We start from the raw sequence: 24,361 nt of genomic DNA on the forward strand, positions 1-24,361 counted from the left end.
CGATGTGCCGCGCCCAGGCGCCGGTCACCGCCTTCGTGGAAGAGAGCTCGCCCGATGACCGTTGACGACCGCCCGGACGTGCGGCCCGAGCCGCCCAGGCAGTCCAGTCTCAGCACCTCGGCCGCCCGCAGGCTCGCCCACACGGCCAAGTCCGCCCCGCAGATGCAGGAGATCACCTCCCGCTGGCTGCTGCGGATGCTCCCCTGGGTGGACGTCAAGGGCGGCGCCTACCGGGTGAACCGCCGCCTCAGCCACACCGTCGGCGACGGCCGCGTCGAGTTCGTCCAGGACGGCGCCCGCGTCCGCGTCATCCCGCGCGAACTCGGCGAACTGGCCCTGCTGCGCGGCTTCGACGACGAGCAGGTCCTCACCGCGCTCGCCGCCCGCTGCGTCCAGCGCGACTTCCGTCCCGGAGAGGTGCTGGTCCGGCGCGGCGAGCCCGCCGAGGGGATCCACCTGATCGCCCACGGCCGGATCGGCCAGACCTCCGCCGGCAAGTACGGCGGCGAGGACCCCGTCGCCGTCCTCGCCGACGGCGACCACTTCGGCGAGGGCGCCCTCCTCGACGCCGACGCCGCCTGGGACCGCACCGCCACCGCCGAGACCTCCGGCACCCTGCTCACCCTCTCCCGCGCCGACTTCGCCGCCGTACGGGACTCGTCCCCCGGACTCCAGGAGCACGTACGGGAGTTCGGCGCCCGGGCGCACCTGCCGCGGAACAAGTACGGCGAGGCCGCGATCCCGATGTCGTCCGGGCACACGGGCGAGGTCCCGCTTCCGGGCGCCTTCGTCGACTACGAGCCCGCGCCGCGCGAGTACGAACTCTCCGTCGCCCAGACCGTCCTCAAGGTCCACACCCGCGTCGCCGACCTCTACAACGGCCCGATGCACCAGACCGAGGAACAGCTCCGGCTCACCGTCGAGGCGCTGCGCGAGCGCCAGGAGCACGAGCTGATCAACAACCGGGAGTTCGGCCTGCTCCACAACGCCGACTTCAAGCAGCGGATCCAGCCGCACTCCGGCCCGCCCACCCCGGACGACCTCGACGAACTGCTCTGCCGCCGCCGGGGCACCAAGCTCTTCCTCGCCCACCCCCGGACGATCGCGGCGATCGGACGCGAGCTCAACGCCCGGGGCATCTACCCGGACCACGTCGACCTCGAAGGAGAGCGGGTCCAGGCCTGGCGCGGGGTCCCGATCCTGCCCTGCGACAAGATCCCCGTCAGCGCGGAGCAGACCAGCTCGATCCTCGCCATGCGCCTCGGCGAGGACAACCAGGGCGTCGTCGGCCTGCGCCAGACCGGCCTGCCGGAGGAGTACGAACCGGGCCTCTCGGTCCGCTTCACGGGCCTCGACGAGAAGGCGATCGCCTCCTACCTGGTCACCACCTACTACTCCGCCGCCGTCCTGGTGCCCAACGCGCTCGGCGTCCTGGAGAACGTACAGATCGCCCGCAGGCGCTAGCGCCCGGACGACCCCGGCCCCGTTCAGCACATCCCCTTCAGCACACCCCCCTCAGCACATCCCGTTCAGCACGGCCCGGAGTCCCCGGGCCGGGCGGGCGCGCCCGGAAACGGGCGGTCCGCCCACCCCTCCAAGGAGTCACGGATGCCCGAACCCGGGCCTTCCCCCCTGCGGTCGGGCCTGCCCACCGCCGCCTCCCACGCCCTCACCCTGCCGACCGCCCCCGCCGCCCCCGCCGCTCCCGAGGCCGTCCCGGCCGTCCCGCCCCGGCCCGACCTCGAACGGATCCTGCGCGGCCCCAGCGGCCTGGGCACGGCGGGCCTCTCCCTGGTCCCGCGCGCGGACCCCCCCGCACCTCCTGCGGCAGAAGAACCGCCGGAGGAGCACGCGGAGGGCCGTCCGATCCCCGGCCTCTACTTCCACCCGGTGCCGGAGCCCGACCCCGCGCGCGTGGCGGAGGTCAGCCGCCGGATCAAGGAGTGGGCGGTGGACGAGGTCGACCTGTTCCCCGACGACTGGGAAGGACAGTTCGACGGCTTCCTCGTCGGCCGCTACATGGTCGCCTGCCACCCCGACGCCCCGACCGTCGACCACCTGATGGTCGCCACCCGGCTGATGGTCGCCGAGAACGCGGTCGACGACTGCTACTGCGAGGACCACGGCGGTTCCCCCGTCGGCCTCGGCGGCCGCCTCCTCCTCGCCCACACCGCCCTCGACCCGCTGCACACGACGGCGGACTACCAGCCGCAGTGGGCGGAGTCGCTCCACGCGGACGCCCCCCGGCGCGCGTACCGCTCCGCCATGGAGTACTTCGTCCGGCAGGCCACCCCCTCCCAGGCCGACCGCTACCGGCACGACATGGCCCGGCTGCACCTCGGATACCTCGCCGAGGCCGCCTGGGCCGAGACGGACCACCTGCCGGAGGTGTGGGAGTACCTCGCGATGCGGCAGTTCAACAACTTCCGCCCCTGCCCCACCATCACCGACACCGTCGGCGGCTACGAACTCCCCGCCGACCTGCACGCCCGGCCGGACATGCAGCGGGTCCTGGCGCTCGCCGGCAACGCCAGCACCATCGTCAACGACCTGTACTCGTACACCAAGGAACTCGCGAGTCCCGGCCGCCACCTGAACCTGCCCGTGGTGCTCGCCGAGCGCGAGTCCCTCTCCGAGAAGGACGCGTACCTGAAGGCGATCGAGGTCCACAACGACCTCATGCGCGACTTCGAGGCCGAGGCGGCCGCCCTGGCCGTCGCCTGCCCCGTCCCGAGCGTGCTGCGCTTCCTGCGCGGCGTCGCCGTGTGGGTCGACGGCAACCACCACTGGCACCGGACCAACACCTACCGCTACAGCCTGCCCGACTTCTGGTAAGAAACGGAAACCTCAGTGACCAGCACCGACACCACCACCGCCGCGTTCGTCCCCGGCCCCGCGACCCCCTACCAGGGCGACATCGCGCGCTACTGGAACGCCGAGGCCCGGCCCGTGAACCTGCGCCTCGGCGACGTCGACGGGCTCTACCACCACCACTACGGCGTCGGCGACGTCGACCACGCCGCCCTCGGGGACCCGCAGGACGCCGCGTACGAGAAGAGGCTCGTCGCCGAGCTGCACCGCCTGGAGTCGGCGCAGACCGACGTCCTCCTCGACCACCTCGGGGACGTCGGGCCCGGGGACACGCTCGTCGACGCCGGCTGCGGCCGGGGCGGTTCGAGCGTCATGGCCCACCAGCGCTTCGGCTGCAAGGTCGAGGGCGTCACCCTCTCCTCCGCGCAGGCCGAGTTCGGCAACCGGCGCGCCAGGGAACTGGGCATCGAGGACCACGTCCGCGCCCGCGTCTGCAACATGCTCGACACCCCCTTCGAGAAGGGCTCCGTCACCGCCTCGTGGAACAACGAGTCGAGCATGTACGTCGACCTGGACGACCTCTTCGCCGAGCACTCCCGGTTCCTGAAGATCGGCGGCCGGTACGTCACCGTCACCGGCTGCTGGAACCCGAAGTACGGCCAGCCGTCGAAGTGGGTCTCGCAGATCAACGCGCACTTCGAGTGCAACATCCACTCCCGCCGCGAGTACCTGCGCGCGATGGCCGACAACCGGCTCGTCCCGCAGGCCGTCGTCGACCTGACCCCGGCGACCCTGCCCTACTGGGAGCTGCGGGCCACGTCGTCCCTGGTCACCGGCATCGAGGAGGCCTTCATCGAGTCGTACAAGGACGGCTCCTTCCAGTACGTCCTGATCGCGGCCGACCGGGTCTGAACCGGGCCGGGGCGCACGAACCCGCCGGGGGCGACGGGACCGACCTCCTACGGTCCCGTCGCCCCCGGCGACGTCTAACCGTCGTGCTGACCGAACGCCCTCAGGACCCGCTCCGCCGCCAGCGTCGCGGTCAACTCGCCGTCCCTGACCTGCCGTTCGAGCAGGGGCGCGAGCTCCTGGACCGCCGGGTTCGTGCGCAGCCGGTCGAGGAGTTCGTCGCGGACCATGGTCCAGGTCCAGTCGACCTGCTGGTCCTGCCGCTTGGCCGTGAGGCGGCCGGTCGAGTCGAGCAGGGCGCGGTGCCGCTCCAGGCGGCCCCACACCTCGTCGAGGCCCGAGGACTCCCGGGCGCTGCAACTGAGCACCGGCGGCGTCCAGAACGCGTCGGCGCCGTGCATCAGCCGCAGCGCGCCCGCCAGTTCGCGCGCGGCGGCCCGCGCGTCGCGCTCGTGCGGGCCGTCCGCCTTGTTGACGGCGACCACGTCGGCCAGTTCCAGGACGCCCTTCTTGATGCCCTGGAGCTGGTCGCCGGTGCGGGCCAGGGTGAGCAGCAGGAAGGAGTCGACCATGTTGGCGACGGCCGTCTCCGACTGCCCGACGCCCACCGTCTCCACCAGGACCACGTCGTACCCGGCCGCCTCCATGACGACGATCGACTCCCGGGTCGCCTTCGCGACCCCGCCGAGCGTGCCGGCGGTGGGGGAGGGGCGGACGAACGCCGCCGGGTCGACGGCGAGCCGCTCCATCCGCGTCTTGTCGCCGAGGATGGAGCCGCCCGTACGGCTCGACGACGGGTCGACGGCGAGGACCGCCACCCGGTGGCCGAGCCCGGTCAGCATCGTCCCGAACGCGTCGATGAAGGTCGACTTGCCGACCCCGGGCACCCCGCTGATCCCGATCCGCACCGCCCGGCCGCTGTGCGGCAGCAGCTCGGTGAGGAGTTCCTGGGCGAGGGCCCGGTGCTGGGGCCGGGTGGACTCGACGAGGGTGATCGCCCGGGCGATCAGCGCGCGCTTCCCGTCGAGCACCCCCTTCACGTACGTGTCGAGTCCGATCACAGGTCGTGCCCGAGTCCGGCCGCCAGGCGCGTCACCAGGTCGTGGGCCGCGTCCGGGATGACGGTGCCGGGCGGGAAGACCGCCGCCGCGCCCATCTCCAGGAGCGTCGCCACGTCCTGCGGGGGAATCACCCCGCCGACCACGATCATGATGTCCTCGCGGCCCTCCGCCGCCAGCTCCTCCCGGAGCGCCGGCACGAGGGTGAGGTGACCGGCGGCCAGCGAGGAGACCCCGACGATGTGCACGTCCGCCTCGACGGCCTGGCGGGCGACCTCGGCCGGGGTCTGGAACAGCGGGCCGACGTCCACGTCGAAGCCCAGGTCGGCGAAGGCCGTGGCGATCACCTTCTGGCCGCGGTCGTGGCCGTCCTGGCCCATCTTGGCGACCAGGATGCGCGGGCGCCGCCCCTCGGCCTCGCCGAAGGCGTCGACCAGGGTCCGGGTGCGCTCCACGGAGGGGGACTCCCCTGCTTCGTTGCGGTACACACCGGAGATGGTACGGATCTGGCCCGCGTGGCGCCCGTACACCTTCTCCAGGGCGTCCGAGATCTCGCCGACGGTGGCCTTCGCACGGGCCGCGTTCACGGCCAGTTCGAGGAGGTTGCCCTCGCCGCCCGCCGCGCGGGTGAGCGCGTCGAGCGCGTCCCGGCAGGCGGTCTCGTTGCGCTCCTCGCGCAGCCGGCGCAGCTTGGCGATCTGCTGGGCGCGCACCGAGGAGTTGTCGACCTTGAGCACGTCGATCTGCTCGTCGGTCTCCACCCGGTACTTGTTGACGCCGATCACCGGCTGCCGGCCGGAGTCGATCCGGGCCTGGGTGCGGGCCGCGGCCTCCTCCACGCGCAGCTTGGGGATGCCCGCGTCGATGGCCTTCGCCATGCCGCCGGCGCCCTCGACCTCCTGGATGTGCTGCCAGGCGCGGCGCGCGAGGTCGTAGGTCAGCCGCTCGACGTACGCGCTGCCGCCCCACGGGTCGATGACCCGGCAGGTGCCCGACTCCTGCTGGAGCAGGAGCTGGGTGTTGCGGGCGATGCGCGCCGAGAAGTCGGTCGGCAGGGCGAGCGCCTCGTCGAGCGCGTTGGTGTGCAGCGACTGGGTGTGGCCCTGGGTCGCGGCCATCGCCTCCACGCAGGTGCGGGTGACGTTGTTGAACACGTCCTGCGCGGTCAGCGACCAGCCCGAGGTCTGCGAATGGGTGCGCAGCGAGAGGGACTTGGTGTTCTTGGGGTCGAACTGCTTGACCAGCTTGGCCCACAGGAGGCGGGCCGCGCGCAGCTTGGCGACCTCCATGAAGAAGTTCATGCCGATCGCCCAGAAGAACGACAGGCGCGGTGCGAACGCGTCCACGTCGAGCCCGGCCTCGCGGCCCGCGCGGATGTACTCGACGCCGTCCGCGAGCGTGTACGCCAGCTCCAGGTCGGCCGTCGCGCCCGCCTCCTGGATGTGGTAGCCCGAGATGGAGATCGAGTTGTAGCGCGGCATCCGCTGCGAGGTGTACGCGAAGATGTCGGAGATGATCCGCATCGACGGGCCGGGCGGGTAGATGTACGTGTTGCGGACCATGAACTCCTTGAGGATGTCGTTCTGGATGGTCCCGGCCAGCTTCTCGGGCGGTACGCCCTGCTCCTCGGCGGCCACGATGTAGAGCGCGAGGACCGGAAGGACCGCGCCGTTCATCGTCATCGACACGGTCATCCTGTCCAGCGGGATCCCGTCGAACAGCTGTCGCATGTCGTAGATCGAGTCGATGGCGACGCCCGCCATGCCGACGTCGCCGGTGACGCGCGGGTGATCGCTGTCGTAGCCGCGGTGGGTCGGCAGGTCGAAGGCGACCGACAGGCCCTTCTGCCCGGCCGCCAGGTTGCGCCGGTAGAAGGCGTTGGACTCCTCGGCGGTGGAGAAGCCCGCGTACTGGCGGATCGTCCAGGGCTGGTTGACGTACATCGTCGGGTACGGGCCGCGCAGGTACGGCGCCATGCCCGGACGCGTGTCCAGGAAGTCGAGGCCCTCCAGGTCCTGCCCGGTGTACAGCGGCTTGACGCCGATGCCCTCCGGGGTCTCCCAGAGCAGGTCGTCGCCGCCCGTCGCCTTCTTGACGCCGGTGCGCCACTCGTCGGGGCCGCCGCCGGCGGTGGGGACCCCGAGTTCGATCCCGGAGAAGTCGGGGATGGTCATCGGGACACTCCCATGCGGTCGAGGGCGGTGGAGAGCAGGGCGACGGCGTCACAGCCCGCGAAGAGGTACGAGTCGACGCCGGAGTACTGCTTCGGACGGCCGGCGAGGAACACGTGCCCGGCCCCCGCCGCGCGCAGCTCGGCCGCGGTGGCCTCCGCCCGCTCCTCGTACAGCGCGTCGCTGGAGCAGAGGCAGGCCTCGGGGGCGCCGCTCTCCTCGAACGTGCCCTCGGTGACCGGCTCGATGCCGCCCGCCTGGAAGAGGTTGGCGGCGAACGTCAGCCGGGCCGAGTGCGCGGCCGCCGGGCCGAGCGCGGCCAGGTAGACCCGGGGCCGGGCGCCGGTCGCCGCGAGGTGGGCGTCGGAGCGGGCGCGCAGCGCCTCGTACGCCTCGTCGCGCCGGACGCGGGGCAGTCCGCCGGAGGGCGGCTCGGGCGCGGGGGCGCGCTCGACGGGCTTCTCGGCGAGGTGCGGGAACTCGCTGACGCCGGTGATCGGTTCGCGGCGGGTGGCGAGCTTCTTGCTCCGGGCGGCCCAGGTCTCGGCCAGGCGCTCGCCGGTGAAGCCGGAGCGCAGGGCCGCCTCCTGGCCGCCCTCCCGCTCGATCGCGCGGAAGAACTCCCAGGCGGCGTGGGCCAGTTCGTCGGTGAGCCGCTCCACGTACCAGGAGCCGCCGGCCGGGTCGATGACCCGGGCGAGGTGGGACTCCTCGATGAGGACGGTGGAGGTGTTGCGGGCGATGCGGCGGGCGAACGCGTCCGGCAGGCCGAGCGCGTCGTCGAAGGAGAGCACGGTGACGCTCTCCGCGCCGCCGACCCCGGCGGCGAGGGTGGCGATCGTGGTCCGCAGCATGTTCACCCACGGGTCGCGGCGGGTCATCATCACCGGCGAGGTCACCGCGTGCTGGCGCTGCGCGCCCGCCTCCGGGGCGCCGGAGGCCTCGGCCACCCGGGCCCAGAGCCGGCGCGCCGCGCGGAGCTTGGCGATCGTCAGGAACTGGTCGGCGGTGGCCGCGTAGCGGAACTCGAGCTGCCCGAGCGCCTCCGTGACGCTCAGCCCGGCCCCGGTGAGTCCGCGCAGGTAGGCCACGCCCGTCGCGAGGGAGCAGCCCAGCTCCTGCGCGGCCGAGCCGCCGGCCTCGTGGTACGGCAGGGCGTCCACGGTCAGGGCCCGCAGGCCCGGGTACCCGTCGGCGCAGCGGCGCGCGAGTCCGGCGACGGAGGCCAGGTCGTACGCCTGCCGGCCGGTGCGGGCCTCGTGGCCCAGCGGGTCCGCGCCCAGGTTGCCCCGGGCCGCGTCCGGGGCGACGCCCCGCTCCTCGTACAGCCGGAAGAGGCGCTCGGCGGCGGCCGCCGTCTCCTCGCCCGCGTCGAGGACGACGGGCGCGAGATCGAGGTAGACACCGGCGAGGGTCCGGTCGAGGGCGTCGACCGGGATGCCCGTGCCGCCGACGCCCAGCCAGAGTGAGGTGACGCCGTTCTCCAGGTCGGAGAGGACCGCGGCGTTGTCGGCGGCCAGGTGGCGCTGGCGCACGTCCCAGCCGCCGGCGGTGTTGCCCTCGGCCCGGCCGCCGCGCACGAAGGGTGCGAAACCGGGCAGGCCGGGGTCGGGCGCGGCGTCGCGCGCGGTGTACAGCGGGCGCGTGTCGAGGCCGTCCTCCAGCAGGGTGGACAGGGCGTCCTCGGCTTCGGCGCCGGAGACCTCCTTGCCCGATTTGCGCAGGACGCCCGCCACGAGGTTGTGCCACTGCTCATGTGGCGCGTCTGGGAATTCGGACGCCAGGGAGAGCCCGTCGTCAGGCAGGACCGTCATGTTCGGATGCTAGGGGAGATCTCTAAAGGATCAGGAGAGCGCACGACTGTGACCTTCTTCTCTTCGCCATGATGGGTTAGGTTAGGCTTGCCTAAGTATCGAGCTCCGGCCTTTCCGTCCCCTGCCCCGGGAGAACCACCATGCGCCCCTTCAGCACCCGTGCCACCCGTCCCACCCCCGCCGAACGCGTGCGCTCGATCCTGACCGCGGCCCACTCCATGACCGTCGTCACCGACGGGGGCGAGCAGGAGGTGCACCGGCTGGACGGCACGGGTCCGATGGGCCACATCCACCTGCACGACCCCTCCGAGGACTGCCCCACCGGACGGACCGCACGCCTCCCCGTGCGCCTCGAACTCACCGACATCGCCCCCACCCCGGTCCGCGACCGCCTCCGCGCCCGCGTCACCCTCACCGGCCTCCTCGACGCCCCCTACGAGTCCGAGGCGACCCGGAGCACCTGCATGGAGTTCGGCCAGGCCCTCCTGGAGGACGCCGACGGCCGCACCTTCGTCGCGCTCGACGAACTTCAGGCGACCGAGCCCGACCCGATGGCCACCTGCGAGGCGGCCATGCTCACCCACCTGGTCGACGACCACGCCGAGCTCGTCCCCCTGCTGCTCCGCCTCGTCCGGCCGCGCCCCGAGCGGGACATGATCCGCGCCCTCCCCGTCGCCCTGGACCGCTACGGCATCACCCTGCGCCTCGAACACCCCACCGGCCACCAGGACGCCCGGCTGCCCTTCCCCACCCCCGTCACCGACATCGACGAGGCCGGCCCCCGCATCCACGCCCTGCTCGCCGCCGCCCGCCGCTCCTCCCACCCCAACCGCCTGCTCACCTGAACGGCCCCGGCCCGGGGCCCGCGCCCCGCCGAGATGCCGAAGCACGGCCGTGGACGAAGAATGGACGGGTCGGCCCGTACGTCGCCGGCGCCGGAACCGCTCGGGGATCCCCTACCGGGACACGGCCATGCCATGAACGCAGGAAGCCCGGCCAAGGACCGACCGCCACCGCCGAAGGGCGCCCTGTACCGGACCGGTCACTGGTGCGCCCGCCACTTCGTCGTCGTCATCGCGCTCTGGCTGGCCGCCATGGTGGGCCTCCAACTCGTCGACCGGGCCGTCGGCGGTCAGTACTCCGACGACTTCGACCTCCCCGGAGTCCAGTCGGCACAAGGCCTCGACGTCCTGGAGGCACACGACCCCGCGGCCGGCGGCTACGGCGCCCAGATCGTCCTGAACCGGCCCTCGGGCCCCCTCACCGACGAGGCGTCCGCCGTCAACTCGACCGTCGCCGCCCTGGAGAAGCTGCCCGACGTCCTCGGCGCCCAGAACCCGCTGCCGCCGCCGGGCACCACCCCGCCCACCACCCCCGCCGGAACCCCCGACACCGGACCGCTCTCCACCGACGGCAAGACCGCCTACATCACCGTGCGCTTCAGCGTGCCGCCCTCCACCCTCGGCACCGACTACCTGAACGGCGTCGACACCGCCGTCCAGCCGCTCCGGGACGCCGGCGTCACCGTCGAGTACGGCGGCACCCTCGGCGAGCTGGCCCGCCCCGCCGCCGACGACCGCACCAGCGAGGCCATCGGCTTCGCCGTCGCGATCGTGGTCCTCCTCATCGGCTTCGGCAGCCTGATCGCCGCCGTCCTGCCCCTCCTCACGGCGCTCCTCGGGGCCGTCTGCGGCCTCGCCCTCCTCGGCCTCGTGGCCGCCGCCTTCACCTTCGGCACCGTCTCGCCCACCCTCGCCACCATGATCGGCCTCGGCGTCGGCATCGACTACGCGCTCTTCCTCATCACCCGGCACCGCCAGAACCTCATGAACGGCCACGATCCCGCCGACTCGGCGGGCCTCGCGACCACCACCAGCGGCCGCGCCGTCCTGGTCTCCGGCTGCACCGTCGTCATCGCCCTGTCCGGCCTGTGGGTCTCCGGCGTCACCTTCATCGGCAAACTCGGCCTCGCCGCCGCCTTCACGGTCGTCACCGCCGTGCTCGCCGCGCTCACCCTCGTCCCCGCCCTCCTCGGACTCGTCGGCCACCGCATCGACCGCTACCACGTCCGCAAGCCCGTCGCGGAGACCGACGCCGAACCCGGGGAGCCCGCCCACGGAACCTGGCACCGCTACGCCCAACGGGTGGAACGGCGCCCCTGGTGGTTCCTGACCGGCGGCGTCCTGGCCCTCCTCGTCCTGGCCTTCCCCCTGCTCTTCATCCAGCTCGGCCACATCGGCGACGGAGCCGACCCGAAGTCCTTCACGGACCGGCGCGCCTACGACCTCGTCGCCACGGCCTTCGGCCCCGGCGCCAACGGCCCCCTGACCCTCGTCGTCGACCAGTCGGCCGTCCCCGCCGACGACCGCTCGGCCCTCGCCACCAAACTCCAGCAGTCCCTCACCGACGTCCCGGACGCCGCCTCCATCACCCCCCTCCAGCCCACCTCCGACGGCCAGGTCCTCGTCGGAACCGCCTACTCGGTGGCCTCCCCGCAGGACGAGCGGACCACCGAACTCACCGACCACCTCGTCGACGACGTCCTGCCGCAGGCGGTCGCCGGAACGGAGGCGAAGACCTACGTCACCGGCACCACGGCCGCCCAGGTCGACTTCCTCGACCTCGTCTCCAGCCGGCTCCCGCTGATCATCGCCGTCGTCGTCGGCCTCGCCTTCCTCGTCATCCTGATCGTCTTCAGGGGCCTCCTCGTCGCGCTCAAGGCCGCCGTCCTCAACGTCCTCTCCATCGCCGCCTCGTACGGCGTGGTCGTCGCCGTCTTCCAGTGGGGCTGGGGCGGACCCGCGCTCGGCGTCTCCGGCAAGGTGCCCATCGAGAGCTACGTCCCGATGATGATGTTCGCCATCGTCTTCGGCCTCAGCATGGACTACGAGATCTTCCTGCTGTCCCGCGTCCGCGAGGCCTGGCTGCGCACCGGCGACCCCGAGGCGGCGGTCGCCCACGCCCTGGAGATCACCGCCCGGGTCATCACCTGCGCCGCGCTCATCATGGTCAGCGTCTTCGCGGCCTTCGTCGTCTCCGACAACATCGTCGTCAAGATGCTCGGCCTCGGCCTCGCCGCCAGCGTCCTCATCGACGCGACCGTGGTCCGGCTGCTCCTCGTCCCCGCCGTGATGACCCTCCTGGGCAGACACGCCTGGTGGATCCCCGACCGCCTCGACCGGATCCTGCCCCACCTGGACACCGAGGGCGAGGGCGAACCGGAACGGCCGACCCCGAAGGGCACCCCCTAGGAGCCGGACAGCTCCCCGAGCAGCTTCCAGGTGCGGCGCCGGTCGTCCTCGCCGTTCACGTCCGTCGCGGTGAACACCACCTCCGTCGCCCCCGCCTCGCGGTAGCGCCGTATCCCCGCGGCCACGGTCTCCTCGTCGCCGATCAGGGCCAGGTCGGCGGCCCGTTCCGCCCCCGAGAGCTCGATCACCCGCTGGTAGGAGGGGATCCGCTCGTAGAGCGCGAGGGCCTCGGCCGAGGCCTCCCGCACGGCGTCCGCGTCGGAGGTGACCACGCCCGGCACCAGGGCCACGACCCGGGGCGCGGGACGGCCCGCGGCCTCGGCGGCGGCGTTCACCGCCGGGACGACGTGCTCGGCGAGCGCCCGGGGACCCGCCAGGAACGGCAGGACGCCGTCCGCGAGTTCACCGCTCACCCGCAGCGCCTGCGGCCCCATGGCGGCGACCAGGACCGGCACCGGCGGCTCGGCGCCCGGCACCGACGCCGAGTACGGGGTCGTGGCTGTCAGGAGCTCCCCGTGGAAGTCGGCACTGCCCGTCTCCAGGAGCGGACGCAGGGCGGTCAGGAACTCCCTGAGCAGCGCGATGGGCCGCTCGTACGGGATGCCGAAACCGGTCTCGGTCAGATGACGGGTGCCGAGGGCGAGCCCGAGGTGGTAGCGGCCGCCGGTGGCGGCCTGCGCCGTCTGCGCCTGCGCCGAGACCACCAGCGGATGCCGGCCGAAGACCGGGATCGCGGCCGTCCCCACCTGGAGGCCGGGCACCTCGCGCCCGACGATCGCGGCGAGCGAGGGCGAGTCGTACGCGAAGGACTGGCCGAACCACGCGGAGTGCAGGCCGGCGTCGCGCGCCTCCCGCGCGAGCCGCACCGTGTCGTCGATCGGAAGCTGACGGGAAGTCGAGCTGAGCGTTACGCCGAGAGTCATGCACCCGCCAACGGGCCCTTCCCGCACCGGCATTCCCGTTCCTGTGTGACAAACATGTGTCGTGGGGGAGGGGGGAACGGCGGCCCGCCGGGGCACCGCCCGCCGCACCCCGCGATGATGGGGGCATGAAGACTCTCGCCGAGGTGGACGCACTGGCCGACCGCGCGCACGCCGGACAGGTCGACAAGACCGGCGTCCCGTACGTCGCACACGTCCGCGCGGTCGCGGCCGGCCTGGCACCCCTCGGCACCCACCTGGCCATGGCCGGACTGCTGCACGACGTCGTCGAGGACACCGCGTGGACGGCGGAAGGGCTCCGCGCCGCCGGAATCCCCGACCGGGTCGTCGACCTCGTCGAAGCCGTCACCAACCGGCCGGACCTCACCTACGAGGAGAAGATCCGGCGGATCACGGCCGACCCCGACGCCACCCTCGTCAAGATCGCCGACAACGCGCACAACAGCCGCACCGACCGGTCCGCCGCGCTCCCGCCCGACCAGCGGGAACGGCTCGCCGCCAAGTACCGCGCGGCCCGCGCCGTCCTCTGGCCCGCCGCCGACCCCGACCGGATCGCCACGATCCTGCGCGTCGTCAACCCGGACCTCCTGGCCGAACTGGACGGCCGCTCCCCGGACACCGGCACGCCTTCCGGCTGACGGACGACCGGTCGGTCGCCGAGGACGTCATGGCGGCGACCCTCCTGGAGGCGTGGCGGCTCCGGAACAAGGACGACCCCGGCGGCGGATCGCTCCGCCCCCCCCGGCTGCTCGGCGTCGCCACCGACGCGGCCCGCAACCACTGCCGGGGCACCCGCCGCTACCGGGCGGCCGCCGCCGCGCGGGCCGGTACGTCTGCGTCGAGACGCGCAGCGGCGCCCGGCAGGGTCCTAGCCCGCGCTCCGTCCCGCCGTCCAGCCCGCCAGCTCGGCGGGCCGGTTGGTGATGATGCCGTCCACGCCGAGGGCGTCCATCGTCTTCCAGCGGGCGGGGGCGTCGACCGTCCAGACGTTCACCGCCACGCCCGCCGCGTGCAGCGCCCCGACCACCTCGGGCCGCCGTTCCAGGGCGACGTGCGAGACGTTGTACGCGGAGAGCCCCAGCTCCCCGGAGAGCGCGACCGGATCGGCGTCCACCGTGTCCCGCAGCAGCCCCAGCGGCAGCTCGGGCGCCAGCTCGCGCACGTACCGCAGGGCGGTGACGTCGAAGCTCTGGACGAAGACCCGGGCCGCCATGTCCTGGTCCCGGACCTCCCGCACGATCCGCGCCACCTCGGCGCGGCTGTGCCGGCCCTTGATCTCCAGGAGCAGGTTCCCGCCGCGCTCCCGCAGGTCCGCCAGCTGGGCGGCCAGGGTCGGGACGCGGGCCCCCGCGTAGGCCGGGGCGAACCAGGAACCGGCGTCCAGGGCGTCCAGCTGCTCGGAGGACAGCGACCGGACCGCCCCCGTCCCGTCCGTCGTCCGGTCGACGGTCGCGTCGTGCAGGATGTACGGCACGCCGTCCTTGCTCGGCTGGACGTCGTTCTCGATCCACTTCGCCCCGCCGCGCCGGGCGACCTCGTCGGAGACCAGCGTGTTCTCGGGCGCTGCGGAGGAGGCCCCCCGGTGGGCGAACACCGTCAGGGGCGCCCCGGCGGGACGGATCCAGGGGCTCGACGACGCCCCGGCGTCCGAAGCCACCGGCCGGGGCTCGGACCGCGAGGCCGGGGCGAAACCGATGAACGCGGTCGTGAGCCCCGCCGCGGCGACGGCCCCGGCGGCGAGGGCGGCGATCCGGCGCCGGCGCGTCCGGGAGGCGGGCGGGTGAGCGTCTCTCATGAGCGCACACCTTAGAGCGTTCCCGGCGCACACCGCGGAAGGGGGACGCCGGGAACGGCGTGTTCGCACCACGACGCGCGGTTCGAGCCCCTTCGCCGGAACGTCCGGTCTGCGGCATCGTAGGAACCGTGCCCGGAGCCGTGCCGTCGGGGGACCACGGCCGGGCGTGCGACGTGAGGGGGACTCATTGAACACGGGGACGAGCACGGGTGCGGACACGGGTACGGATACGGGGAGGAGTACGGATACGGGCGCTGCCACGGGCCGGGGACCCGGCGGCGCCGGACGGGGCACCGCCCCGGACCGGCGGGAACGCGGGCGCGGCGTGCTCGAAGGGGCCTTCGCCCTGCTCGACGCCCTCCGCCGGAACGGCGACGAGGCCGGGGTGACCGAACTGGCCCTCGCCTGCGGGGTGCCCAAGGGCAGCGTCCACCGGCTGCTCGACCAACTGGTCGGCGTCGGCGCCGTCGAGCGGACCGGCAACCGCTACCGGGTCGGCCCGCAGCTCTACCGCCTCGGCCAGGCCTGGGAACCGCACCCCGGCCTCCGGCCCGCCGCCCGGCTGCCGCTCCAGCGGCTCCGGACCGCCACCGGCGCGAGCGTGGTCCTCGTCGTCCTGCGCGAGGAGACGGCCCTCACGGTCGGCTCGGTGCCGGGAGACCTGGAACCCCTCCTGCCCGTACGGAACGGCCTCGCGTTCCGGCTCGACACGGCCGCAGGAAAGGCCCTGCGCGGACCCCTGAAGGGCGGCGCCGTCCTCGACCGGGAGGACGTGATGGAAGGGGTGTGCTGCGCCTCGCTGCCGGTCCGCGCCCCGGACGGACGTACGGTCGCGGCCCTCGCCGCCTTGGTCCCGGCGGGCCGCCGGCTCGACGGGCTCGCCCACGCCGTCGCCGGGGCCGGAGCCGCAATCACCCGGGCGCTCGCCGGGGCGGGCCGGCGCGGACCGCTCCCGTCGGCCGCCCTCGTACCGTGAGAAGGCCGTCGGCAGCCCCCGAAGAGGTCTCAGGCAGCCCCCGTTCCGTCCAGTGGAACGCGCGTAGAACCGAGACGGGGGCGCCGGGCACAGTGGATGTCGTGCCGGGGGGAAACGGCACACCGGGACCGCCGGGAACGGCGGACCGGACACCACGTCACACCCGTGACCCGATGTGTGGGGGGACACCACATGCGCAAGAACCGAGCCGCCCGACTGACCGCCACCGCCCTGCTCGGACTCGGCACCCTCGGGGCCTTCGCCGGCACCGCGCACGCCGAGCCGATCGACTACGTGAAGATCGAACTCGTCGAGCTGCACTGCCAGAAGAACAGCGAGGGCGACCACGACGAGGCCTACCTCAAGATCACCGACGCCAACGGCAACGCCGTCAAGGTCTGGCCCGGCGGCGGCCTCAAGTACCAGACCATGGGCACCGGTTACGTCCGCTCCATGGCCGACGGCAACGGCAACGCGGCCCTCATCCTGGGCAAGCAGCAGGCCCGCACCCTGACCCTGTGGGACCAGGACTCCTTCGGCGGGGACGACAAGCTCGGCGCCACCCTGGTCACCGGCACCGAGGTCGGCGCCGAGACCCAGTGGCGCACCGTCGAGGGCTCCGGCGGCGTCTACGTCATCGGCTACCGGGTGATCGACATCTGACACCCGGCCGGAAGACCCGGAGGGCCGTGCCGGAACCCCGGCACGGCCCTCCGCTTCCGTTCCCGTCTCAGCCCGCGTCCGGCGCCGTCAACTCGCCCGACCGCGCCACCCGCGCGTACCAGCGGGCGCTCGACTTCGGCGTCCGCTCCAGGGTGTCGTAGTCGACCCGGACCGCCCCGAACCGCTTCGCGTAGCCGTACGCCCACTCGAAGTTGTCGAGCAGCGACCAGAGGAAGTAGCCGCGCACGTCCACGCCGTCCGCGAGCGCCCGGTGCACCGCCTCCAGGTGCGCGTGCACGTAGGCGGCCCGCTCCGGGTCGTGCACCGAGCCGTCCGGGCCGACCACGTCCTCGTACGCCGCCCCGTTCTCGCTGATCACCAGCGGAAGGCCGGGGTACGCGGCGGACACCCGCTTCAGCAGGTCGTACAGCGCGCCCGCGTCGACCGGCCAGCCCATCGCCGTCCGCTCGCCCGGCGCCCGGTGGAACGCGACCCGGTCCGCCCCCGGCCACGGGGAGTGCGGGCTGTCGCCGTGCCCGTCGTCCTGCGGCTTCTCGGCGCCCTCCGCTACCTCCGACACCAGGGTCGGCGCGTAGTAGTTGACCGCCAGCAGGTCCAGCGGCTGCTTCGCCGTCGCCGCGTCCCCGTCCCGTACGAAGGACCAGTCGGTGAGGTGCGCGGTGTCGGCGAGCAGGTCCTCGGGGTAGGCACCCTCCAGCATCGGACCCAGCCAGATCCGGTTGCCGACGGCGTCGATGCGGCGGACCGCGTCCAGGTCCCCGGCGGAACCGGTCAGCGGCCGCACCTCGTGCAGGTTGAGCGAGACGGAGAGCTGCCGCGGACGGCCCGCCGGCAGCGCGGCCCGCAGCGCCTGGACCGCGAGCCCGTGCCCCAGGTTGAGGTGGTGGGCCGCGCGCAGGGCGGCCACCGGCTCGGTGCGGCCCGGCGCGTGCACCCCGGAGCCGTACCCCAGGAAGGCGCTGCACCAGGGCTCGTTGAGCGTGGTCCAGCGGGAGACCCGGTCGCCGACGGCGTCCGCGACGATCCCCGCGTACTCGGCGAACCGCTCGGCGGTCGACCGCTCCGGCCAGCCGCCCGCGTCCTCCAGCTCCTGCGGCAGGTCCCAGTGGTAGAGCGTCAGGGCCGGCTCGATCCCGGCGGCCAGCAGCTCGTCCACGAGCGCCCGGTAGAAGTCCAGGCCCTTCTGCACGGCGGGGCCGCGCCCGGTGGGCTGCACCCGGGACCAGGAGACGGAGAACCGGTAGGCGTTCAGGCCCAGTTCGGACATCAGGGCGACGTCCTCGCGGAACCGGTGGTAGTGGTCCACGGCCACGTCGCCGGTGTGGCCCTCGAAGACCCTGCCCGGGGTGTGCGAGAAGGTGTCCCAGATGGACGGGGTGCGGCCGTCCTCCGCCGCCGCTCCCTCGATCTGGTACGCGGCGGTGGCCGCGCCCCAGAGGAAGCCGGGCGGGAACGAACGGACGGCGGTGAGCGGCCGGGTGTCGGACGCGGTCATAGGAGGGAACTCCCAACGCTGGTGCGGGATCGGTACGTGGTGGTGGGGGAGGGGCCGGTCAGCTCTTGACGGCGCCGGCCGTGATGCCGCCCACGATGTGCTTGCCGAGGAAGGCGAAGACGAGCAGCAGCGGCACGGTGGAGATCAGGGCGCCGGTCAGCACGATGGCGTGGTCCACGCTGTGGTTGCCCGCGCCGAGCCCGGCGAGCGCCACCTGGAGGGTGGGGTTGCCGTCCGGGGTGAGCGCGATGAACGGCCAGAAGAAGTCGTTCCACGACTGGACGAAGACCAACATGCCGAGCACCGCCATCGCGGGCCGGGCCACCGGGAAGACCACGTGCCAGATCACCCGGAGGCTGTGCGCGCCGTCCATCCGGGCCGCCTCCACCAGCTCCACGGGCAGCGCCTCGACGAGGAACTGGCGCATGAAGAAGACGCCGAAGGCGGCGACGAGCGAGGGCAGGACGACCGACTGGAGCTGATCGACCCAGCCGAGGTCCGTGACGATCCGGTAGAGCGGGATGACGCTGAGCTGCGGCGGGATCGTCATCGTGGCGACCACCAGCGAGAGCAGCATCGTCCGTCCCCGGAAGGGGAGCTTGGCGAAGGCGAAGCCGGCGAGCGTGGAGAAGAGGACGGTGGACACGGCCACCAGGCTCGCCACGATCGTCGTGTTGACCAGGGCCTCGCCCATGTCGACCTGGTTCCAGGCGAAGGTGAGGTTGTCGAAGAGGCGGGGGCCGGGCAGCAGCGGCGCCGGGGCCTCCACGACCCGCTCGCCGGTGTGCGAGGCGGCCACCAGGTTCCAGTACAGCGGGAAGAGGGAGACCACCGCGGCGAGGGCGAGCAGGACGTACGTCAGCGGTCCGGCGTGGTGCTGCTTTCCGGCCGCCCGGCGGAAGCGCCGGCCGGGCGCGGACCTTCCGGCGGCCGGGTCCGTCGGCCTGGGCGTGTCGAGTGTGCGCGCCATGGGTCAGCCCCCAAGCTTCTTGCGGTTGTGGCGGGCGACGAGCGCCTGGACGCCGCCGACGAGCAGCAGGAGCAGCAGCATCACCCAGGCGATGGCCGAGGCCTGCCCGAGGGCGCCGGTGACCCACCCCTTCTCGTACATCAGCAGGCTCAGTGTCTGGAACTGGTTGCCGCTGCCGCCGCTGATGCCGACGCTGCCGCCGTAGAGCATCGGCTCGCCGAAGAGCTGGGTGGCGCCGATGGTGGAGACCACGATGGTGAAGAGGACGGTGGGCCGGATGGAGGGGATGGTGACGCTGAGGAACTGGCGCCAGCGCGAGGCCCCGTCCAGGGACGCCGCCTCGTACAGGTCCTGCGGCACGGCCTGCATGGCGGCCAGGTAGATCAGCGCGTTGTAGCCGGTCCAGCGCCAGGTCACGATCGTCGAGATGGCGATCTGCGCGGGCCACTTGGAGGCCTCCCAGTCGACCGGGCCGATGCCGGTCCACTCCAGGAGGCTGTTGATCATCCCGTAGTCGGTGTTGAACAGCTGGGCGAAGACCAGGGTCGCCGCCGCGATCGAGGTGGCGTACGGGGCGAGGATCGCGACCCGGAAGAAGCCGCGGCCCCGGAGCTTGTAGTTCAGCAGGTGCGCCAGGCCCAGGGCCATGAGCAGCTGCGGGACGGTCGAGACGACGCCGATGGTGAAGGTGTTGAAGAGCGCGTTCCAGAAGAACTCGCTGGTCGCCAGGTCGCTGTAGTTCTCCAGGCCCTTCCACTGCGCACCGCCGCCGAGCTCCACCCGGTGGAGGGAGAGCCAGCCCGTGTAGATCAGCGGGAAGAGGCCGAAGGCGGCGAAGGTGAGGAAGAAGGGGGCGACGAAGACGTACGGGACCGCCTTCAGGTCCCAGCGGTAGAGGGTGCTGCGCCAGCCGCCGGGGGCGGGGCGGCGGCCGCGCGGGCCGGGGGAGGAGGTCGGGGCGGCGGGCGGCGGGGAGCCGTCGGACCGCGTCCGGACGGAGGTGGCCACGGGGGCGTCCTTCCAGGTCGATGCGTGCGCCGGTGCGGACGGTGCCGGTCCGCCGCCCGGCAGGCGGCGGCGGACCGGCACGCGGCCCCCGCTACTGGTCGATCTTGTCGTCGACCAGCTTCTTGACGTTCTCCCAGGCCTTGGCCGGGTCGGTGCCGCGCTGCTCGATGTCGAGGATGCCGTTGTCGGTGAGGAAGGTCTTCACCTGGCCGTCCCAGCGGCTGATGCCGGCGGGCGTGATCTTGACAGCGGCACTGGAGAAGATCTTGCCGACCGGGGCGTCGCCGAAGTACGGCAGCTTCGCCTCCTGGACGGCGACCGAGGTGAGCGTGTCCTTGGACGAGGGGATGTTGCCGTTCACCGCGAACACCTTGGCGTGCTGCTCCGGGGCGGTCAGCCAGGCGGCGAGCTCGGCCGCCTCCTTGACGTGCTTCCCGGACTTCGGCACGGCGAGGAAGGCGCCGCCCCAGTTGCCGGCCACCGGCGGCGCGGCGATGTCCCACTTGCCCTGGTTGGCCGGTCCGGCCTGGTCCTTGATGATGCCGGTCATCCAGCTCGGGCAGGCGACGGTGGCGAACTTCGAGTTCTTGAAGGCCGCGTTCCAGGTGCCCTTCTCGTCGAACTGGCGCAGTTTGGCGGTGAGTCCGCCCCGCGCCGCCGCGACGGCGGTGTCCCAGGCCTTCTTCACGCCGGGGCTGTTCTCCCAGTCGAGCTTGCCGTTCGCGTCGGCGTACTGCACCGGGTCGCTGGAGACGACCGCGTTGAAGAGGCCGCTCGCCGAGTCGTGGAAGGCGGTCCCGGCGGGCGCGCTCTTCTGATAGGTCTTGCCGACCTCCAGGAACGTGGACCAGTCCCCGGCCCACAGCTTCCCGACGGCGTCGCGGTCGGTGGGCAGCCCGGCCTTGGCGAAGAGGTCCTTGTTGTAGCAGACGGCCATGGGGCCGATGTCGGTGCCGAGGCCGATCACGCTGCCGTCGGCGGTGGTCGCCTGCTTCACCTTCCAGTCGAGGAAGGCGTCGAGCTTCGCGCCGCCCTCCTTGCCCAGGTCGACCCACTTGTCCGCCATGGTGGAGCCGGTCGCCTCGGCGATGTAGCCGACCTCGATCGCCTGGACGTCCGCGAGTCCGCTGTTGCGGGAGAGGCGCAGCTTCAGCGTGTCCCAGTACTTCTGCCCGTCGGCGACGTTCGACTCCTCGATCTTGATGCCGGGGTGGGTCTTCTCGTACTCGGCGTAGAGCTTGGCGCCGGTCTTGTCGTCGTAGCCGAAGGAACCGAAGGTCCCGACCCGCAGCGTGATCGTGCCGCCGCTCTCGGCGCCGTCGTCATCGTCGCTGCCGCAGCCGGTGAGCAGGGTCGTGCCGGTCAGGGCGGCGGCGACCGCCGCGATCGCCGTGCGGCGCCCGCGTCTGCTGCTGGAAGTGCGCATTCCACTCTCCTCGTCCAAAGGTGGTGCTCGTTGTGCGCCAAGGGGTCCGGCCGGCTGAACGCGGCTCGGCGGCGGCCGACCGGGACCCGTCACGGGGTGTGCGCCTCTCGTATGGGAGCGCTCCCACGTCGTTGTCGGAAGGTTGCTGCCTGCCGGGCTCAAGTGTCAAGACATGAAGGCGGATTCGTTACCGGAAGGTTTTCCGGGGGTTTCGCGCCTTCCCGGCGCCCCCGTGACGTCACCTCCTGAACGATCTCCGGGGTGCGCCTCGTGGCACGGAGGGGCGCGGATGATCTAATGTGGGAGCGCTCCCAAATGCACGGGGGCCGCGTGAACAGCACTTCTGCCCACGAAGGGAGCCGGTGGGGGCGTGAACGGACGGCAGAGCGGCAGACCCACCCTGGAACAGGTCGCGGCCAGGGCCGGGGTCGGCCGGGGCACGGTCTCCCGGGTCATCAACGGTTCGCCCCGGGTCAGCGAACGGACCAGGACGGCCGTCGCCCGGGCCGTCGCGGAGCTCGGCTACGTGCCCAACCAGGCCGCCCGCGCCCTGGCCGGCAGCCGCACCGACGCGATCGCGCTCGTCATCCCCGAGGCCGAGGCCCGGCTCTTCGCGGAGCCCTACTTCCTCGACCTCATCCGGGGCGTCAGCGCCGAACTGGCCGACTCCGACAAGCAGTTGCTGCTCACCCTGGTCCGCACCGAGCAGGAGCGGCAGCGCTTCGAGCAGTACCTCGCGGCCCAGCGCGTCGACGGGGTGCTGCTCGCCTCCGTCCACGGCGACGACCCCCTGCCCGACCGGATCGGGGAGCTGGGCCTGCCGGTCGTCATGAACGGACGCCGCACGGAGGCCGAACCCGTGCCGTACGTGGACTCCGACAACATCGGGGCGGGGCGGGCGGCCGTCGCCCACCTGGTGGGGCGCGGCCGGAGCCGGATCGCGACCGTCACCGGGCCGCTCGACATGTACGTGGCGCGCGCCCGGCTCGGCGGCTATCGGGCCGGGCTCACGGAGGCCGGTCTCGCGCCCGACGAGGAGCTGGTCTCGGCGGGCGACTTCACCGAGGAGGGCGGCCGGCGGGCGATGCGGCTGCTGCTCGACCGCAGACCGGACCTGGACGCGGTCTTCGCCGCCTCCGACGTGATGGCGGCCGGGGCGCGCGGGGCCCTGCGGGAGGCGGGCCGCCGGGTGCCCGAGGACGTGGCCCTCGTCGGGGTCGACGACTCGCCGGTGGCACGGCTGATGGACCCGCCGCTGACCAGCGTGCGCCAGCCGATCGAGGAGATGGGCCGCACGATGGCGCGGATGCTGATCCGGGGGATCGCTGAGGGCGCCGAGGGCGCTGAGGGTCGGGAGGAGCCGGCCGGGCTCCGTCGGCACGTACTGCCGACGGAGCTGGTGGTACGGGAATCCTCTTGAGGGGCTTCGGGCGCGGGGCGCTACCGCGCGGGCCGCTGCGGCGCCGGGTGGTGCCGCCCGCGTGGCGGACGCGGAACACGTAAGAGAGGTACGAGAGGTACGAGAGGTGCGGGCTGTCGCATGTGCGGGTCCTCGCGGCGAGGGCACGCGCCTGACGGCGTGCCGACCGGACGGAATCGCTCCCACCGGGCCGGGCGGACCGTAGCGCCGACGACGGGCGAGGGGAACCGACCCCGCGCCGAACTCCCCACCGCGAACCAAGAGAACGAGCACGCCCCCGACCTGCCTGGACAGCCCGTCGCGCCGCCGCCTAGGGTCGGGACCCGAACCGTCGGGCGGCAGCCCGTGACACCAGGAACCGTCCAGGAGCGCGTACGTGGTCACCCCCCTCCACGCCCCTCGGGAACGTCCGTGGCCGTGACGGACACCGGGGGCGATGCCGCCGAGGCCGAGTTCCGGGTCTTCTTCGAGCGCCACTACGCCGAACTCGCGCGCCTGGCGTACCTGTTGACGGGCGAGACCGACGCCGCCGACGACCTGGCGGCCGACGCGATGCTCGCCCTGTGGCACCGCTGGGACCGGGTCCGCGCCGCCGACCACCCCGCCGCCTACGCCCGGGGCGTCGTCGCCCACCTCGTCCGCACCCGGATCCGGAGCACCGTGCGCGAGCGGCGCAGGATCACCGCGTTCTGGGACCGGCGCCCCGAGCACACCGAGGACCCGGACGTCCCCGCCGTCCTCGACGTCCGGACCGCGCTGCGCGCCCTGCCGTTCCGCAAGCGCGCCTGCGTCGTCCTCCGGCACGCCTTCGACCTCTCCGAGCGCGACACGGCCCTGGCGCTCGGCGTCTCGGTCGGTACGGTCAAGAGCCAGACCGCCAAGGGCATGGCGCACCTCCAGCGGCTGCTCGGCGACCGGGCCGCGACCGAACTCACCGCGGGAAGGCGCTGATGGACGACACACGGCTCCGCCACGAGCTGCGCGAGGCGGCCCTCGCCCACCGGCCCGACCGCGCCCGGATCCTGGCCCGGGTGGAACGCGGCCTCGCCGCGCCCGCCCCCGGGGCCCGGCCGCGTCCCCGGGCCCGTTGGTCCGGCCGCCGCTGGGCGGCGGTGGCGGCGGTGACCGCGGCGGTCGCGGGGGCGGTGGGCCTGGCCGGAACCATGGCGACGGCGCCACCGGACCGCCCGGCGACCCCGGCCACCGCCCCCTTGCCGGCCCCCGGCCCGGCGGCCCGGGCGACCGCCACGATCAATCCCGGCAGCAACAGCTGGTGGGCGCAGAGCGACCTCGGCGTGACGACCGGGTCGCCCGTCACGGGCCTCGTCGTCGAACTGCGGATCGCCCGTACCGCCGGCGTCGTGAGCACCGGCCACTGGCGCACCCGCCCCGCCGGGGACTTCACGGTGACGGTGACCGAGGAACCCGGCGCCCTGGTCTACCGCTGGACCCTGAAGGAGGGCCGCGCCCTGCCGCCGGGCCCGCACGTCTTCGCGGCCCAGTACAACCACCCCGAAGGGGTACGGGACGCCTCGTCCGACACGTACGGCGTCACCCTGACGGCCCCGGACGGCGGCCGGACCACCCTCCGGGGCGGCTTCGGATAACGGGGAGACCGATCCCGGGCGGCCC

20 protein-coding genes are annotated in these 24,361 nt (G+C 73.2%); 11 read left to right on the forward strand and 9 right to left on the reverse strand.

Annotation, left to right across the window (positions count from 1 at the left end):
- Positions 1-54 precede the first annotated feature (54 nt).
- From ACIQVI_RS03455 to ACIQVI_RS03465, 3 genes are all read left to right on the forward strand, one after another.
- Positions 55-1,464: a family 2B encapsulin nanocompartment shell protein gene (locus tag ACIQVI_RS03455; RefSeq protein ID WP_403590458.1), complete on the forward strand. Its 1,410-nt coding sequence runs from the start codon at positions 55-57 to the stop codon at positions 1,462-1,464.
- A 144-nt stretch (positions 1,465-1,608) separates the two neighbouring features.
- Positions 1,609-2,835, forward strand: coding sequence for a family 2 encapsulin nanocompartment cargo protein terpene cyclase (locus ACIQVI_RS03460; protein WP_403590461.1), 1,227 nt, complete (start codon positions 1,609-1,611; stop codon positions 2,833-2,835).
- Between the two features lie 15 nt (positions 2,836-2,850).
- Complete coding sequence (locus ACIQVI_RS03465; RefSeq protein WP_351969952.1) at positions 2,851-3,723, forward strand: geranyl diphosphate 2-C-methyltransferase; 873 nt, start codon at positions 2,851-2,853, stop codon at positions 3,721-3,723.
- A 74-nt stretch (positions 3,724-3,797) separates the two neighbouring features.
- Here the strand turns inward: ACIQVI_RS03465 and meaB are convergent, their stop codons facing one another.
- From meaB to ACIQVI_RS03480, 3 genes are read right to left on the reverse strand one after another with little or no spacing between them, the layout of a single operon-like run.
- Entirely contained in the window at positions 3,798-4,781 is a 984-nt protein-coding gene (meaB, locus tag ACIQVI_RS03470) for a methylmalonyl Co-A mutase-associated GTPase MeaB (protein ID WP_403590466.1), read from the reverse strand.
- Positions 4,778-6,952, reverse strand: coding sequence for a methylmalonyl-CoA mutase (scpA, locus tag ACIQVI_RS03475; RefSeq protein WP_403590468.1), 2,175 nt, complete (start codon positions 6,950-6,952; stop codon positions 4,778-4,780). Before scpA ends, meaB begins: the two co-directional genes overlap by 4 nt.
- Complete coding sequence (locus ACIQVI_RS03480; protein ID WP_403590471.1) at positions 6,949-8,763, reverse strand: methylmalonyl-CoA mutase family protein; 1,815 nt, start codon at positions 8,761-8,763, stop codon at positions 6,949-6,951. Before ACIQVI_RS03480 ends, scpA begins: the two co-directional genes overlap by 4 nt.
- Before the next feature lie 140 nt (positions 8,764-8,903).
- Here ACIQVI_RS03480 and ACIQVI_RS03485 point away from each other — a divergent pair, with 140 nt between their 5' ends.
- Both ACIQVI_RS03485 and ACIQVI_RS03490 read left to right on the forward strand, forming a co-directional pair.
- Positions 8,904-9,608 (forward strand): DUF2470 domain-containing protein, encoded by a 705-nt coding sequence (locus tag ACIQVI_RS03485; RefSeq protein ID WP_121832426.1) that lies wholly within the window; start codon positions 8,904-8,906, stop codon positions 9,606-9,608.
- A gap of 132 nt (positions 9,609-9,740) precedes the next feature.
- Positions 9,741-12,014, forward strand: a complete 2,274-nt coding sequence (locus tag ACIQVI_RS03490) for an MMPL family transporter (RefSeq protein WP_403590474.1) — start codon at positions 9,741-9,743, stop codon at positions 12,012-12,014.
- On the opposite strand, the gene ACIQVI_RS03495 is transcribed toward ACIQVI_RS03490, so the two are convergent.
- Positions 12,011-12,937: a TIGR03564 family F420-dependent LLM class oxidoreductase gene (locus ACIQVI_RS03495; RefSeq protein ID WP_351972703.1), complete on the reverse strand. Its 927-nt coding sequence runs from the start codon at positions 12,935-12,937 to the stop codon at positions 12,011-12,013. The two genes, ACIQVI_RS03490 and ACIQVI_RS03495, sit on opposite strands and share 4 nt — an antisense overlap.
- Before the next feature lie 125 nt (positions 12,938-13,062).
- Here ACIQVI_RS03495 and ACIQVI_RS03500 point away from each other — a divergent pair, with 125 nt between their 5' ends.
- Positions 13,063-13,593, forward strand: coding sequence for an HD domain-containing protein (locus tag ACIQVI_RS03500; RefSeq protein WP_403590477.1), 531 nt, complete (start codon positions 13,063-13,065; stop codon positions 13,591-13,593).
- Positions 13,594-13,823: 230 nt separating this feature from the next.
- Here ACIQVI_RS03500 and ACIQVI_RS03505 read toward each other — a convergent pair whose 3' ends face one another.
- Positions 13,824-14,750, reverse strand: a complete 927-nt coding sequence (locus tag ACIQVI_RS03505) for a glycerophosphodiester phosphodiesterase (RefSeq protein WP_403590480.1) — start codon at positions 14,748-14,750, stop codon at positions 13,824-13,826.
- A 325-nt stretch (positions 14,751-15,075) separates the two neighbouring features.
- Here ACIQVI_RS03505 and ACIQVI_RS03510 point away from each other — a divergent pair, with 325 nt between their 5' ends.
- Together ACIQVI_RS03510 and ACIQVI_RS03515 are read left to right on the forward strand one after the other, a co-directional pair.
- Positions 15,076-15,726 carry a helix-turn-helix domain-containing protein gene (locus ACIQVI_RS03510; protein WP_351972706.1) on the forward strand — a complete coding sequence of 217 codons (651 nt, stop codon included), beginning with the start codon at positions 15,076-15,078 and terminating at the stop codon, positions 15,724-15,726.
- 192 nt (positions 15,727-15,918) lie between these two features.
- Positions 15,919-16,389, forward strand: coding sequence for a hypothetical protein (locus ACIQVI_RS03515; RefSeq protein WP_403590484.1), 471 nt, complete (start codon positions 15,919-15,921; stop codon positions 16,387-16,389).
- Positions 16,390-16,456: 67 nt separating this feature from the next.
- Here ACIQVI_RS03515 and ACIQVI_RS03520 read toward each other — a convergent pair whose 3' ends face one another.
- The 4 genes from ACIQVI_RS03520 to ACIQVI_RS03535 form a co-directional block, all read right to left on the reverse strand.
- Positions 16,457-17,905, reverse strand: coding sequence for a GH1 family beta-glucosidase (locus ACIQVI_RS03520; RefSeq protein ID WP_403590486.1), 1,449 nt, complete (start codon positions 17,903-17,905; stop codon positions 16,457-16,459).
- A 58-nt stretch (positions 17,906-17,963) separates the two neighbouring features.
- On the reverse strand, positions 17,964-18,875 hold the full coding sequence (locus ACIQVI_RS03525; protein ID WP_403590489.1) for a carbohydrate ABC transporter permease: 912 nt from the start codon (positions 18,873-18,875) through the stop codon (positions 17,964-17,966).
- A 3-nt stretch (positions 18,876-18,878) separates the two neighbouring features.
- The gene (locus ACIQVI_RS03530; RefSeq protein ID WP_403590492.1) at positions 18,879-19,883 is read right to left on the reverse strand and encodes a carbohydrate ABC transporter permease; all 1,005 of its coding nucleotides are present in this window, start codon (positions 19,881-19,883) and stop codon (positions 18,879-18,881) included.
- Between the two features lie 91 nt (positions 19,884-19,974).
- Entirely contained in the window at positions 19,975-21,309 is a 1,335-nt protein-coding gene (locus ACIQVI_RS03535) for an ABC transporter substrate-binding protein (RefSeq protein ID WP_403590495.1), read from the reverse strand.
- 370 nt (positions 21,310-21,679) lie between these two features.
- Here ACIQVI_RS03535 and ACIQVI_RS03540 point away from each other — a divergent pair, with 370 nt between their 5' ends.
- From ACIQVI_RS03540 to ACIQVI_RS03550, 3 genes are all read left to right on the forward strand, one after another.
- Positions 21,680-22,729 (forward strand): LacI family DNA-binding transcriptional regulator, encoded by a 1,050-nt coding sequence (locus ACIQVI_RS03540; protein ID WP_403590498.1) that lies wholly within the window; start codon positions 21,680-21,682, stop codon positions 22,727-22,729.
- A 417-nt stretch (positions 22,730-23,146) separates the two neighbouring features.
- Positions 23,147-23,680: a SigE family RNA polymerase sigma factor gene (locus ACIQVI_RS03545; RefSeq protein WP_403590501.1), complete on the forward strand. Its 534-nt coding sequence runs from the start codon at positions 23,147-23,149 to the stop codon at positions 23,678-23,680.
- On the forward strand, positions 23,680-24,336 hold the full coding sequence (locus ACIQVI_RS03550) for a hypothetical protein (protein ID WP_403590504.1): 657 nt from the start codon (positions 23,680-23,682) through the stop codon (positions 24,334-24,336). The genes ACIQVI_RS03545 and ACIQVI_RS03550 overlap by 1 nt, the downstream gene beginning before the upstream one ends.
- The last annotated feature ends 25 nt before the right edge of the window (positions 24,337-24,361 follow it).

This window comes from Streptomyces sp. NPDC098101 (genome assembly GCF_044760185.1).
GTDB lineage: Bacteria > Actinomycetota > Actinomycetes > Streptomycetales > Streptomycetaceae > Streptomyces.

Bases quoted from the DNA above. Each gene is read 5' to 3' on its own strand.
- ACIQVI_RS03485 (WP_121832426.1), top strand. From the start codon at position 8,904: ATGCGCCCCTTCAGCACCCGTGCCACCCGTCCCACCCCCGCCGAACGC.
- scpA (WP_403590468.1), bottom strand. From the start codon at position 6,952: ATGACCATCCCCGACTTCTCCGGGATCGAACTCGGGGTCCCCACCGCC.
- ACIQVI_RS03495 (WP_351972703.1), bottom strand. From the start codon at position 12,937: ATGACTCTCGGCGTAACGCTCAGCTCGACTTCCCGTCAGCTTCCGATC.
- ACIQVI_RS03505 (WP_403590480.1), bottom strand. From the start codon at position 14,750: ATGAGAGACGCTCACCCGCCCGCCTCCCGGACGCGCCGGCGCCGGATC.
- ACIQVI_RS03535 (WP_403590495.1), bottom strand. From the start codon at position 21,309: ATGCGCACTTCCAGCAGCAGACGCGGGCGCCGCACGGCGATCGCGGCG.
- ACIQVI_RS03490 (WP_403590474.1), top strand. From the start codon at position 9,741: ATGAACGCAGGAAGCCCGGCCAAGGACCGACCGCCACCGCCGAAGGGC.
- ACIQVI_RS03520 (WP_403590486.1), bottom strand. From the start codon at position 17,905: ATGACCGCGTCCGACACCCGGCCGCTCACCGCCGTCCGTTCGTTCCCG.
- ACIQVI_RS03500 (WP_403590477.1), top strand. From the start codon at position 13,063: ATGAAGACTCTCGCCGAGGTGGACGCACTGGCCGACCGCGCGCACGCC.
- ACIQVI_RS03480 (WP_403590471.1), bottom strand. From the start codon at position 8,763: ATGACGGTCCTGCCTGACGACGGGCTCTCCCTGGCGTCCGAATTCCCA.
- ACIQVI_RS03525 (WP_403590489.1), bottom strand. From the start codon at position 18,875: ATGGCGCGCACACTCGACACGCCCAGGCCGACGGACCCGGCCGCCGGA.
- ACIQVI_RS03460 (WP_403590461.1), top strand. From the start codon at position 1,609: ATGCCCGAACCCGGGCCTTCCCCCCTGCGGTCGGGCCTGCCCACCGCC.
- ACIQVI_RS03455 (WP_403590458.1), top strand. From the start codon at position 55: ATGACCGTTGACGACCGCCCGGACGTGCGGCCCGAGCCGCCCAGGCAG.
- ACIQVI_RS03515 (WP_403590484.1), top strand. From the start codon at position 15,919: ATGCGCAAGAACCGAGCCGCCCGACTGACCGCCACCGCCCTGCTCGGA.
- ACIQVI_RS03550 (WP_403590504.1), top strand. From the start codon at position 23,680: ATGGACGACACACGGCTCCGCCACGAGCTGCGCGAGGCGGCCCTCGCC.